The organism is Xanthomonas cassavae CFBP 4642, from assembly GCF_000454545.1.
GTDB classification, from domain to species: domain Bacteria; phylum Pseudomonadota; class Gammaproteobacteria; order Xanthomonadales; family Xanthomonadaceae; genus Xanthomonas; species Xanthomonas cassavae.
In genome coordinates this window covers 4357676-4369877 of record NZ_CM002139.1, presented here as the reverse complement: position 1 = coordinate 4369877, position 12202 = coordinate 4357676, and the positions used below count along the sequence as shown (strand labels likewise).

Annotated in this window: 10 protein-coding genes; 6 read left to right on the top strand and 4 right to left on the bottom strand. The window is 64.0% G+C overall.

The window, feature by feature from the left end; genetic code table 11:
- Positions 1 to 14: 14 nt before the first annotated feature.
- From rfbA to XCSCFBP4642_RS0119350, 4 genes are all read left to right on the top strand, one after another.
- Positions 15 to 902 (top strand): glucose-1-phosphate thymidylyltransferase RfbA, encoded by an 888-nt coding sequence (rfbA, locus tag XCSCFBP4642_RS0119365; RefSeq protein WP_029221223.1) that lies wholly within the window; start codon positions 15 to 17, stop codon positions 900 to 902.
- Complete coding sequence (gene rfbC / locus XCSCFBP4642_RS0119360) at positions 899 to 1456, top strand: dTDP-4-dehydrorhamnose 3,5-epimerase (RefSeq protein ID WP_029221222.1); 558 nt, start codon at positions 899 to 901, stop codon at positions 1454 to 1456. The genes rfbA and rfbC overlap by 4 nt, the downstream gene beginning before the upstream one ends.
- A complete protein-coding gene (gene rfbD / locus XCSCFBP4642_RS0119355; protein ID WP_029221221.1) occupies positions 1453 to 2352 on the top strand; it encodes a dTDP-4-dehydrorhamnose reductase in 900 nt (299 codons plus the stop codon). Before rfbC ends, rfbD begins: the two co-directional genes overlap by 4 nt.
- Before the next feature lie 315 nt (positions 2353 to 2667).
- Positions 2668 to 3834 carry a nucleotide sugar dehydrogenase gene (locus XCSCFBP4642_RS0119350; protein WP_029221220.1) on the top strand — a complete coding sequence of 389 codons (1167 nt, stop codon included), beginning with the start codon at positions 2668 to 2670 and terminating at the stop codon, positions 3832 to 3834.
- Positions 3835 to 4134: 300 nt separating this feature from the next.
- Here XCSCFBP4642_RS0119350 and XCSCFBP4642_RS0119345 read toward each other — a convergent pair whose 3' ends face one another.
- Positions 4135 to 5538, bottom strand: coding sequence for a mannose-1-phosphate guanylyltransferase/mannose-6-phosphate isomerase (locus tag XCSCFBP4642_RS0119345; protein WP_029221219.1), 1404 nt, complete (start codon positions 5536 to 5538; stop codon positions 4135 to 4137).
- Positions 5539 to 5583: 45 nt separating this feature from the next.
- Entirely contained in the window at positions 5584 to 6930 is a 1347-nt protein-coding gene (locus XCSCFBP4642_RS0119340) for a phosphohexomutase domain-containing protein (protein WP_029221218.1), read from the bottom strand.
- 134 nt (positions 6931 to 7064) lie between these two features.
- Between XCSCFBP4642_RS0119340 and XCSCFBP4642_RS0119335 the strand changes: the two genes are divergently transcribed.
- Both XCSCFBP4642_RS0119335 and XCSCFBP4642_RS0119330 read left to right on the top strand, forming a co-directional pair.
- Positions 7065 to 7796, top strand: coding sequence for a CoA transferase subunit A (locus tag XCSCFBP4642_RS0119335; protein WP_029221217.1), 732 nt, complete (start codon positions 7065 to 7067; stop codon positions 7794 to 7796).
- On the top strand, positions 7796 to 8425 hold the full coding sequence (locus tag XCSCFBP4642_RS0119330) for a CoA transferase subunit B (RefSeq protein WP_029221216.1): 630 nt from the start codon (positions 7796 to 7798) through the stop codon (positions 8423 to 8425). The genes XCSCFBP4642_RS0119335 and XCSCFBP4642_RS0119330 overlap by 1 nt, the downstream gene beginning before the upstream one ends.
- 38 nt (positions 8426 to 8463) lie before the next feature.
- Here the strand turns inward: XCSCFBP4642_RS0119330 and XCSCFBP4642_RS0119325 are convergent, their stop codons facing one another.
- Together XCSCFBP4642_RS0119325 and XCSCFBP4642_RS0119320 are read right to left on the bottom strand one after the other, a co-directional pair.
- On the bottom strand, positions 8464 to 10530 hold the full coding sequence (locus tag XCSCFBP4642_RS0119325; RefSeq protein WP_266104051.1) for a glycoside hydrolase family 99-like domain-containing protein: 2067 nt from the start codon (positions 10528 to 10530) through the stop codon (positions 8464 to 8466).
- A 17-nt stretch (positions 10531 to 10547) separates the two neighbouring features.
- Positions 10548 to 12197 (bottom strand): electron transfer flavoprotein-ubiquinone oxidoreductase, encoded by a 1650-nt coding sequence (locus tag XCSCFBP4642_RS0119320; protein ID WP_029221214.1) that lies wholly within the window; start codon positions 12195 to 12197, stop codon positions 10548 to 10550.
- Positions 12198 to 12202: the final 5 nt, after the last annotated feature.

The window sequence follows — 12202 nt, the reverse complement described above, 5'->3', positions numbered from 1 at the left end:
AAGGAAACGACTTCATGACGCAACGTAAAGGCATCATCCTGGCAGGCGGATCCGGTACGCGCTTGTATCCGATCACCAAGGGCGTCAGCAAGCAGCTGCTGCCGGTCTACGACAAACCAATGGTCTATTATCCGCTGAGCGTGCTGATGCTTGCCGGCATTCGGGATGTTCTGATCATCAACACGCCGCACGAGCAGGGGTTGTTTCAATGCCTGCTGGGCGACGGTTCACAATGGGGAATCGATATCCGCTATGCCGTACAGCCCAGCCCCGACGGCCTGGCCCAGGCTTATTTGATCGGTCGCGAGTTCGTCGACGGCAAGCCTAGCTGCCTGGTACTGGGCGATAACATCTTCCACGGTCATGGCCTGACCGACACCTTGCGGCGGGCGGATGCACGCGATCGGGGCGCCACCATCTTCGGCTATTGGGTCAACGATCCGCAGCGCTATGGCGTTGCCGAATTCGACAAGCATGGCAAGGTGGTCGACATCACCGAAAAGCCTGCAAATCCACGTTCCAACTACGCAGTCACCGGATTGTATTTCTACGATGGGATGGCCAGTGACTATGCTGCCTCGCTGCAGCCGTCACCGCGTGGCGAACTTGAGATCACCGATCTCAATCGATGCTATTTGGATTCGGGCAATCTGCACCTGGAGCAATTGGGGCGAGGCTATGCCTGGCTGGACACGGGGACGCATCAATCATTGCACGAGGCCTCCAATTTCATTGAGACGATACAGACACGGCAGGGCCTGCAGGTCTGTTGTCCGGAGGAAGTGGCTTTTGGACAAGGATGGATCGATGCCGGTCAGCTGGAACGTCTCGCTGCGCCGCTGTTGAAGAATGGGTACGGGCAGTATCTTCATTCACTCGCTAAACGCGGAGTTGTTTCTTGAAAGTGATAAATACAGGGTTGCCAGGCTGCCTGCTGATCGAGCCGGCGGTCTTTGGCGACGGGCGCGGATATTTCTTCGAGAGCTGGAATGCCGAGCGCTTTGCCAAGCACGGGCTTCCTGCGAGTTTCGTCCAAAGCAACGTTTCGAGTTCATCGAAAGGAGTTCTTCGCGGCCTGCATTATCAGTGGCCACGTCCACAAGGGAAGCTGGTCAGCGTGCTGGAAGGCGAGGTCTATGATGTCGCCGTCGACATCAGGCGTGGCTCTCCGCATTTCGGGCAATGGGTGGCCGCACTATTGAGCGCAGAGAACAAGCGTCAGTTCTGGATTCCGGAGGGTTTTGCACATGGCTTCGCGGTGTTGTCCGAGAGCGCGCTCTTCAGCTACCTCTGTACGGACGTTTACATCAAAGAAGCCGATGCAAGCGTGCGTTGGGACGACGCGGCGATCGGGATCGACTGGCCGATCACCGATCCGGTACTTTCGGCCAAGGATGCCGCAGCGCCCTTCCTTGAGGACGTGTCGAGCGAGCGGCTGCCAGTGTTTGCGCCATGACGACCTTGGTGCTTGGAGCCAATGGACAGGTGGGCACGGAATTGCTGCGGGCATTGGCAGGCGATGGCCCGATCCTGGCCAGCACCCGCAGTGGTCGGTTGCCGGATGGTGCCGCGTGTGAGGTCGCCGACTTCGACGCGCCGCAAAGTCTAGGGGCGCTGCTGGATCGGCTTGCGCCAACGTGTATCGTCAACGCAGCCGCCTACACCGCCGTCGACCGCGCCGAGCAGGAGCGTGATGCGGCCTTCCGTGCCAATGCCGAAGCGCCGGCGATCATTGCGCAATGGTGCGCGTGCGCCAATGTGCCCTTGGTCCATTATTCGACCGACTATGTCTTCGATGGGCAGGGCACGCGCCCCTATCGGCCGGACGACGCCACCGCGCCGCTCGGCGTGTACGGGCAGAGCAAACTGGCCGGCGAACAGGCAGTGCAGGCGGCCGGTGGCCGCCATCTGATCTTCCGCACCGCCTGGGTCTACGCGGCGCATGGACACAATTTCCTGCGCACGATGCTGCGCGTGGGAGCTGAGCGCGACGTGCTACGCGTGGTCGCCGACCAGATCGGCACGCCGACGCCGGCCGCGTTGATCGCCGACATCACGGCGCACGCGCTACGCCAGCCCGGTGAACCCTCCGGCCTGTGGCATCTGACCGCTGCGGGGCAGACCTCCTGGCACGGTTTCGCCGAAGCCATCTTTGCCCGGGCGCATGCGCGCGGCCTGCTCGCCCGCGTGCCGCGCGTGGAGGCGATCAGCACCGCCGACTATCCAACGCCGGCCACGCGCCCGGCCTACGCGCGGCTGGATACCCACAGCCTGCAGGACACGTTCGGCGTCCGTCTGCCCGACTGGCAGGACGGACTGAGCCGGGTGCTGGACACGCTTGCCCGCGATTGAGCTTCTGAGCGGCGTGATGGGCCGGTGTGGCTTCAGCACTGACTCATAGCTTGCACCTCGCTTCGGCTACCATCTGGCACTGGTCCGCGCCGGGCCGACGAACTGCTTCGTGCAGGTCGCAGCCGGCGTGGATGTGCCGCTGAAGCGGGTGCGACGCGTGCGTGCGCTGCATCGCATCGATCGGCACCGTGCAGGTTCTTGCGTGTCCCCCAGCGGGCGCGCCGGCCCGTGACGGGCTCGGCCGTACCGTCATCACGCGACGACCTGCGCGCAGCGCGCTGCCTCCTCCCCCATCCAAAATCGCAAGGAATTCCAATGAAGATCGCTGTCGCGGGTACCGGCTATGTCGGTCTGTCCAATGGCGTGTTGCTCGCCAAGCACCATGAGGTCGTGGCGCTGGACATCGTCGAGGCCAAGGTCAAGCTGATCAACGAAGGCCGCTCGCCGATCGTCGACAAGGAACTCGAGGCCGCGTTGGCCGAGGGTGGCCTGAACTTCAAGGCCACGCTGGACGCCAACGAAGCGTTCGCCGGCGCCGAGTTCGTGATCATCGCCACACCCACCGACTACGATCCGGACACCAATTATTTCAACACCAGCTCGATCGAAGTGGTGATCGCCAAGGTAATGGAAATCAACCCGCAGGCGACGATGGTGATCAAGTCGACCATTCCGGTCGGCTACGTTGCCAAGCTGCGCGCGCAGTTCGGCACCGACAACATCATCTTCTCGCCCGAATTCCTGCGCGAAGGCCGGGCGTTGTACGACAACCTGTACCCTTCCCGGATCATCGTCGGCGAGCGCTCGGCGCGCGCGGAAACCTTCGCGCGGCTGCTGCAGGAAGGCGCGCTCAAGCCCGACGTGCCGGTGTTGTTCACCGAGCCGACCGAGGCCGAGGCGATCAAGCTGTTCGCCAACACCTATCTGGCGATGCGGGTGTCGTACTTCAACGAACTGGACACCTACGCGCTCACCCACGGGCTGGACAGCCGTCAGATCATCGAAGGCATCTGCCTGGATCCGCGCATCGGCAGCCACTACAACAATCCGTCCTTCGGCTACGGCGGTTACTGCCTGCCCAAGGACACCAAGCAGTTGCTGGCCAACTACCAGAGCGTTCCGCAGACCATCATCCGGGCGATCGTCGATTCCAACACCACCCGCAAGGACTTCATTGCCGCCGACGTGCTGCGGCGCAATCCCAAGGTGGTTGGGATCTATCGCCTGATCATGAAAGCCGGCTCGGACAACTTCCGTTCGTCCAGCATCCAGGGCGTGATGAAGCGCCTCAAGGCCAAGGGCGTGGACATCATCGTGTACGAACCGACGCTGAGCGATCCGGAGTTCTTCCGCTCGCGCGTGGTCAACGACCTGGAAACCTTCAAGCGCGAGGCCGACGTCATCATCAGCAACCGCATGGCCGACGCATTGCAGGACGTGCAGGACAAGGTCTACACGCGCGATCTGTTCGGCGACAACTGAGCAGGGCCGGCGCCGGGTTCTGGCGGGTGGCAATGCCGCTCGTCTAGGCGTCCATGAGGTTCACGCAATGCGGCGCTGTTGTCGCCTCGCAGGCGGCCCCGCTTGGCTTTCCAAACGGTATTGAAGGGCGGGCGATGCAGTTGCGTCGCCCGCACGCACAGGTGTGCAATGCAGCCTGCGCAAGCATGCGACCTTTGATCTGCCCACGCGTAGCGTGTCGCAATCGAAAGTGAGTCACCAATAACGCAAGACGGCGGCCAGGGGCCGCCGTCGATCTTGCCGTCTACGTTGGGCGCGTGATCATGCCCGGCCGTAGGTGTCCTCGAAGCGCACGATGTCGTCCTCGCCCAGATAGCTGCCGGACTGCACTTCGATCAGTTCCAGCGGCAGCTTGCCCGGATTGCGCAGGCGATGGGTCACGCCGAGCGGGATGTAGGTACTCTGGTTTTCGGTCAGCAGCAGCACTTCTTCGCCACGCGTCACTTCGGCAGTGCCGCTGACCACGATCCAGTGTTCCGCGCGGTGGTGATGCATCTGCAGGCTGAGCACGGCACCGGGCTTGACGGTGATGCGCTTGACCTGGTGCCGCTGGCCCATGTCGATGGAATCGTAAGCACCCCACGGGCGGTAGACCTTGCGGTGCCAGGTTGCCTCGGAACGGCCGGCCGTCTTGATCTGGCTGACCACGTCCTTCACCTCCTGAATGCGATCGCGGTGACCGACCAGCACGGCGTCCGGCGTCTCGACGACCACCACGTCTTCCAGGCCGACCATGGCGATCAGGCGCGAACCGTAGGCATAGGTGTTGCGGCAATCCAGCTGGATCACGTCGCCGTGGTGCGCATTGCCCTGCGCGTCCTGCTCGGACACATCCAGCAGCGACGACCACGATCCGACGTCGTTCCAGCCGGCATCCAGCGGCACGACGACCGCATCTGCAGTCTTTTCCATCACCGCGTAGTCGATCGAATCCGACGGGCTGGCCGCGAACGCGTCCTTGTCCAGGCGGGTGAAGTCGGCATCGCGCTTGCCGTTCTGCCACGCAGTCTGGCAGGCGTCGGCGATGGCGGGATGGAACTTGCGCAGCTCTTCCAGGTAGCGGGAGGCGCGGAACAGGAACATGCCGCTGTTCCAGTAATACTCGCCGCTCGTCAGGTAGCCCTGCGCAGTCGCCAGGTCGGGCTTTTCGACAAAGCGTTCAACCGCGCTGACGCCCGCGCCCGCGCCGGCCTTGATGTAGCCATAGCCGGTTTCGGGTGCGGTCGGCTTGATGCCAAAGGTGACCAACTTGTCTTGTGCTGCTGCTTCGGCAGCAACTTTCACTCCAGCCTGGAATGCAGCCTCGTCACCTATCACGTGGTCCGAGGGCAGCACCAGCAGCAGCGGGTCGGCGCCATCGCGCGTGGCTTCCAGCGCAGCAACCGCAATCGCCGGCGCGGTATTGCGGCCCTTGGGCTCCAGCAGGATGGCAGAGGGCTTGACGCCCAGCTGCTGCAGCTGCTCGGCGGCCATGAAGCGATGCTCTTCGTTGGCCACGACGATGGGTGCGTGCCCCGCGACGGGCGCGGCACGCAGCCAGGTGGCCTGCAACATGCTCTTGTCGCCGACCAGCGGAAGGAACTGCTTGGGGTAGGACTCGCGCGACAGCGGCCACAGGCGCGTGCCGGAGCCGCCGGACAAAATAATCGGAAGGACGTCGCTCATGAGCGGGGGAAACTCCAGTGCGTCAAAGTGGGGGGTGATGGTAAATCAGTCGCGCAGCAAGTCGGAAATCTCTTGCGTGCGGCTTTCCAGCAATGCGGCATCGCCGCGCGTTTCCACGTTCAGACGCAGCAGCGGCTCGGTGTTGGAGCTGCGCAGGTTGAAACGCCATTGACCGAAATCGGCGCTGATGCCGTCGGTGTGGTCCAGCTCCGGCGACAGGTCGGCGTAATGCGCCATCACGCGGGCAACGGAGGCCTTGGCATCGGCGACCTTGAAGTTGATCTCGCCGCTGCAGGGGAACTTCTGCATGCGCGCTTCGACCAGGTCGGCCAGCGAGCGACCGGATTGCGACACCAGCTCGGCGATCAGCAACCACGGGATCATGCCGGAGTCGGCGTAGGCGAATTCGCGGAAATAGTGGTGCGCGCTCATTTCACCGCCATAAACGGCATTCTCGCTGCGCATCTTTTCCTTGATGAAGGCATGGCCGCTCTTGCACAGCACCGGAATGCCGCCGGCTTCTTCGACCTGCTCGACCGTGTTCCAGGTCAGGCGCGGGTCGTGCACGACCTTGCCGCCCGGCTGCTTGGCCAGGATCGCCTGCGCCAGCAGGCCGACCAGGTAATAGCCCTCGATGAAGCGGCCGGTGTGGTCGAAGAAGAAGCAGCGATCGAAGTCGCCATCCCAGGCAATGCCGAAGTCCGCACCGTGATCCTTGACCGCCTTGGCGGTGGCATCGCGGTTTTCCGGCAGCAGCGGGTTGGGGATGCCGTTCGGGAAGTTGCCATCGGGCTCGTGGAACACGCGCACAAACTCGAACGGCAGGTGCGGGGCCAGCAGGTCCACGATCAGGCCGGCGCCACCGTTGCCGGCGTTGACCACCAGCTTGAGCGGCTTGAGCGTGCTGCGGTCCACATAGCTGAGCAGGTGCTCCAGGTAGACGGTTTTGTCGGTCCGGCTCTGCTCGCTCGCGGTCGGTTCGCCGGGCGCGGCAGTATCGGACGCGACCGTGTCGCGGATCGCAAACAGGCCGGTGTCCGAACTGATCGGGCGCGCCTGCTCACGCACCAGCTTCATGCCGTTGTAGTCCATGGGGTTATGGCTGGCGGTCACCATCACGCCACCGGCGGCCTTGAGGTAATCGGTCTGGAAATAGACCTCTTCGGTGCCGCACAGGCCGATATCGATGACCTCACGGCCGCTGGCACGCAGGCCGGCTGAAAGCGCTTGCTGCAACGCCGGGCTCGCCAGGCGCACGTCGTGGCCCAGGACCACAGGCCCCTGATCCAGCTGCGCCGCCAGCGCCACACCGATACGGCGGGCCAAGTCCTCATTGAGTTCATCCGGCACGCGGCCGCGGATGTCGTAGGCCTTGAAGGCGGGTAGCGTCATGGGCAATTCCTGGAATGGGGGACACCCGAGTTTAGCGGGTGCGCCGTGTCTTGGGTGTGGCGGAATTGCGAACAGGGACAGGGAACGGTCAGCGGATAGAATGGCCGCTTCACATCAGCGAGGTGAGGGCGGTGATGCGCAACGATGGACGTGGTACGGCAGGCGGTAAACGCCATGCCGATGCCAAGGCGGCGCTGGACGGAGTGTTGGCCGACGGCCAGACCCTGGCGGTGGGCGGCTTTGGATTGTGCGGGATTCCCGAGGCGCTGATTGCGGCCGTGCGCGATAGCGGGGTCAGCGGATTGACGGTGATTTCCAACAACGCCGGCGTGGATGGATTCGGGCTGGGGCAGTTATTGGCCACCCGCCAGATCCGCAAGATGATTTCGTCCTATGTCGGCGAGAACAAGGAATTCGAGCGCCAGTATCTGGCGGGCGAACTGGAGCTGGAATTCAACCCGCAGGGCACCCTGGCCGAGCGCCTGCGCGCGGGCGGTGCGGGAATCCCGGCGTTCTACACCGCCACCGGATACGGCACCATCGTGGCCGAGGGCAAGGAAACCCGCGCGTTTGCCGGCAAGCACTACGTGCTGGAAACCGCATTGCAGGCCGACGTCGCCCTGGTCAAGGCGTGGCGCGCCGATACCGCCGGTAACCTGGTGTTCCGCAAGACCGCACGCAACTTCAACCCGGCCTGCGCGATGGCCGGGCACATCTGCGTCGCCGAGGTCGAGGAGATCGTGGAGCTGGGCGCGATCGATCCGGATCAGGTGCATCTGCCCGGTATCTATGTCGATCGCCTTGTACTCAACGCCACGCCGGAAAAACGCATCGAACAGCGCACTGTGCGCAAGGGAGACACCTGATGGCCTGGACCCGCGATCAGATGGCCGCTCGTGCGGCACGCGAATTGACTGATGGCGCCTATGTCAACCTGGGGATCGGCCTGCCGACCCTGGTGGCCAATCACATCCCCGACGGCGTGGATGTGTGGCTGCAATCGGAAAATGGCTTGCTTGGCATCGGCCCGTTTCCGACCGAAGAGGAGGTAGACGCAGACCTGATCAATGCCGGCAAGCAGACGGTGACCGCGCGCGCCGGCGCCAGTTACTTCGGTAGCCACGATTCGTTCGCGATGATCCGTGGCGGCCACATCGACCTGGCCATTCTCGGCGCAATGCAGGTGACCGACCGCGGCGACCTGGCCAACTGGATGGTACCGGGCAAGATGGTCAAGGGCATGGGCGGCGCGATGGACCTGGTGGCCGGCGTCAAGCGCGTGGTGGTGCTGATGGAGCACGTTGCCAAGGACGGCAGCCACAAGATCCTGCGCGAGTGCGACCTGCCACTGACCGGCGTGGGCGTGGTGGATCGCATCATCACCGACCTGGCGGTGTTCGATGTCACCGCCGACGGATTGGTTCTGGTGGAGGCCGCAGATGGGGTGGAGCTGTCCGAGCTACGCACCAAGACCGGTGCCGAATTCCGGGCCTGAGATCGCGGCCGATCCCGGGCACGGGCAGCAAGGCGCCGTTACGGCGCCTTGCGTGCATAGCGATAGGGCGTGGCTGAAGCCGGCTCGCTGTTTCCCATGAGGCTTTCGAGTTTGGCAATCCGATACCCTGACTCGGTGACCGCGCGGCCCAGGAAGCGTTCGATCGCATGCGCCAGGGTCCCGTCGATCTGGCCTTGCTCGCTTTCGAAATCGTCAGGCTGCAGATGCGCGTCCAGTACCGGGCGCAAGGCGTCGAGCTTCGCCCAGAACATGCTGCCAGAGGCGAACAGGTCTTGTTCGGTCACCGCGTCCGTGCCGGTGCGAACGGCGAGATAATCCAAGGCATCGGCATTGCCGCCGATGAAGTCTGTGACCGCCAACAGATGTTCCCTCGGCGCGGCAAGGCCAAGTTGCGGGTCGGCAGCGAACGCGCCGACGACCGCATCCACGCGCTCCCCGCCCAGCAACGCGGCTAGCATCTCGCGCCGCCACGCGTCTCCATCATCGCGATGCGTCGATTTTTTGGTGTGCAGCTTCAACACCAGATGCTCGTCCTCGTCGAGCAACCGATTGGCGACATGCAAGAACGGCAAGATGTCCCGGCCTCGATTCTCGAAGCCTTCCACCTCTGCGTCGAGGCCGTGCCGGCGCAGGCATTGACGGACCTGCTCGACCAAGGCCGGATCGGTGGTGACAATCAGCCGCAATGGGGCGGCAGAGTGCGTGAGCGCATCGAAAATCTCGTCCAGGACATCCAGATACCATGCGTGCACGACCACGCAGGCGCGGTGCCGGCGCGGTGCCCACTCGACCTCGACCGGGCGCGTTAGCGCCTGGCGTGTTGCCTCCAGCCAGGCATGCCCAAGGCGCATGTCCGGCTCCAGGACGGCGCCTTCGGCCCACTCGTTCCAGGCATTGATGAATACCAGGCGATGCGCAGCCGGTGCATCGGCGAGGCGATGCCGCACGGTGTGCGACAGCCAATCCCGATAGCGGCGAGGCGATGCATGCAGATAGACGCGTCCCTTGCCGGAGCGGCGCGGCTCGTTGTCCCAGCCTGGATTCACCCCTGGATACAGCGTGTAGTCGCGTAGCGGGCGCTGCTCCATTTCGCTTGCGAGCGCGCGCCAATCCAGCACCTCGCCGCCAAAGTCCGGGTTCAGCAGGCGCTGCCGGGCCGTGACCGATGGCGGGGTGCTCATATTGGGAGGAAACTCGACCGCTGCATCGAATCCGATATCGCGTGGGTCCGGGCGTTCGAAACCCTGCACATAAGCCAGATGGATCTCACCGATGCCATTGTCGCGACACCAGGCGCGCCAGCGCGCTGCGGTCTGTGCAGGCTCGGGAAGGAGATTGGGTCGATACACCAGCAGGAGCGGGCGGCCCTCAACGCGCAGGTAGGTCGGATTGCGCATATAGGAAGCGACGTGCGCAATGAAAGCGAGATCGTCGTCGGCACCATGCGCCTGATCGATCAGGATGTCGTCGCCCCGACCGTCCCAGCGCCGCGCCCACTTCTCGTTCGCCCAGCACAGGCAGAACGGCAACGTGATGGCATCATCCCCGTGCCACTGCCGGATAGGCATTTCCAGCAAGGTCTTGCCGGCGAACCAGTAAAAGTAGAAACAGAACGCGGCAAGGCCGTATTCCTGTGCCAGGCGCGCCTGTTCGCGCATGATTTGCGGATTGCGAAGATCGTAGAAACCCAGGTCTGCAGGAAGTCGCGGGTGCTGGTGTCCTTCGAATTGCGCAAGCGCACGGCTGACATTGCGCCATTCGGTGAATCCCGTGCCCCACCATGCGTCGTTTTCCGGTATCGGATGGAACTGCGGCAGATAGAAGGCGATCAGGCTGGCCGGAAGGTTGACAGGCAGCGCTTGGGCGCGATAAGGCACGTGACCGATGGCGGCCTGGTCGCTGCGCGCAGCAGGACGCCGGGAGACGCCGTGGCCGGTCCTGCCACGCACAGGTTCCGGAACCCAATCGGCATGCCGGTCCAGGAACCAGCCGCGCCAACGGTCACGCGTCGCTTCGTCCAGTGGCATGGCGCGAAACGCGGCGCGCAACAGACCGAACAGACGGGTACGGACGCGGGTCTGCATCGAACGACGAGGCGGGTTCACAGATTCTGGTAGTTCGGACCCGAACCACCCTCCGGCGTGACCCAGGTGATGATCTCGTAGGGGTCCTTGATGTCGCAGGTCTTGCAGTGCACGCAGTTGGCGGCATTGATCTGCAGGCGTTTGCCGGAGGGGCTGGCGGTGTCTGCAACCATTTCGTAGACGTTGGCCGGGCAAAAGCGGGTGCAGGGGTTGTCGTACTCCTCCACGCAGCGGGTGGCGCAGACATCGGTGTCCAGCACCTTCAAATGCACCGGCTGGTCTTCGTCGTGTTCGGTAGCGGCGAAGTAGACGCCCTGCAGGCGGTCGCGCGGTGCGAGCTCGCGGGTGACGTAGTCGCGCTTGGGTTGTTCGTAATCGCCGATCTTGCGCAGCGCCGACCAGTCCGGTTTGTTCTTCAGGGTCCACGGCGAGGCGCCCTTGAGGGCGGTCTCCCAGGCGGCGTTGAGCAGGCCGAACCACAGGCCCTTCTTGAAACCGGGCTTGATGTTGCGGACTTCCTTCAGCTCGGCCATTACATCGGAGGCGCGTAATCTGGCGTCGAAGCCTCGCGGGGCCAGTTGCGATTGCACCAGGTGTTCGGCCGCGAGCATACCGCTGCGGATCGCCTGATGGGTGCCCTTGATCTTGGGCACGTTGAGCAGGCCGGCGGTGTCGCCGATCAGCAGGGCACCCGGCATCTCCACCTTCGGCAGCGACTGCCAGCCGCCGGTGACGATGGCGCGCGCGCCTGCCGACAGGATGCTGCCACCCTCCAGCAGCGACTTGATCAGTGCGTGGTTCTTCCATTGCTGGAAGGCTTCCCACGGCTGGTATTCGGGGTCGCTGTAGTCCAGCCCGCTGACATAGCCCAGCGCAATCTGGTTATTGTCCAGGTGATACAGGAAGCTGCCGCCGTAAGTGTGGTTGTCCGCGGGCCAGCCCAGCGTATGCACGATCTTGCCGGGCGTGACGCGGCCTTCGGGCACCTGCCATAGCTCCTTGATGCCGATCGAATAGCCCTGCGGGTCGCTGTCGGCGGTTAGATCGAAGCGCTTGAGCAGCCGCTTGGTCAGGTGACCACGTGCGCCTTCGGCAAGCACGGTGACCTTGGCGCGGATGTCGATGCCGGCGGTGTAGCCGGGCTTGTGCGAGCCGTCTTTGGCCACGCCCATGTCGCCGATACGCACGCCCACCACCTGGCCGCGATCGTCGTGCAGCGTTTCGGCGGCGGCAAAGCCCGGATAGATCTCCACGCCCAGCGCTTCGGCCTGCGGCGCCAGCCAGGCGCACATCGCGCCCAGGCTGACGATGAAATTGCCACGGTTGCGCATGCCCGGCGGCACCACCGGGAACTTGCGCGCGCTGTCCTTGCCAAGGAACCAGAATTCGTCGTCGGTAGCGGCCACGCAGATCGGCGGCGGGTTGTCGCGCCAGCCGGGCAACAGTGCGTCCAGCGGGCCGGGTTCGATCACCGCGCCGGAGAGGATGTGCGCGCCGATGGTGCTGGACTTTTCGATCACGCACACGCTCAAACCAGGGTTGAGCTGCTTGAGCCGGATCGCGAACGACAGCCCGGCCGGCCCGGCACCGACGGTGACGACGTCGTATTCCATGACGTCACGTTCGACCGCCTCTGGCGCCTGTGCGCCGACTCCCGTTACCGACATTGCTC

What these genes read in the sequence shown, in the direction of transcription:
- rfbD (WP_029221221.1), top strand. Translation starts at nt 1,453, where the DNA reads ATGACGACCTTGGTGCTTGGAGCCAATGGACAGGTGGGCACGGAATTG.
- XCSCFBP4642_RS0119345 (WP_029221219.1), bottom strand. Translation starts at nt 5,538, where the DNA reads ATGAGCGACGTCCTTCCGATTATTTTGTCCGGCGGCTCCGGCACGCGC.
- XCSCFBP4642_RS0119350 (WP_029221220.1), top strand. Translation starts at nt 2,668, where the DNA reads ATGAAGATCGCTGTCGCGGGTACCGGCTATGTCGGTCTGTCCAATGGC.
- XCSCFBP4642_RS0119340 (WP_029221218.1), bottom strand. Translation starts at nt 6,930, where the DNA reads ATGACGCTACCCGCCTTCAAGGCCTACGACATCCGCGGCCGCGTGCCG.
- rfbA (WP_029221223.1), top strand. Translation starts at nt 15, where the DNA reads ATGACGCAACGTAAAGGCATCATCCTGGCAGGCGGATCCGGTACGCGC.
- XCSCFBP4642_RS0119325 (WP_266104051.1), bottom strand. Translation starts at nt 10,530, where the DNA reads ATGCAGACCCGCGTCCGTACCCGTCTGTTCGGTCTGTTGCGCGCCGCG.
- XCSCFBP4642_RS0119320 (WP_029221214.1), bottom strand. Translation starts at nt 12,197, where the DNA reads ATGTCGGTAACGGGAGTCGGCGCACAGGCGCCAGAGGCGGTCGAACGT.
- XCSCFBP4642_RS0119335 (WP_029221217.1), top strand. Translation starts at nt 7,065, where the DNA reads ATGCGCAACGATGGACGTGGTACGGCAGGCGGTAAACGCCATGCCGAT.
- XCSCFBP4642_RS0119330 (WP_029221216.1), top strand. Translation starts at nt 7,796, where the DNA reads ATGGCCTGGACCCGCGATCAGATGGCCGCTCGTGCGGCACGCGAATTG.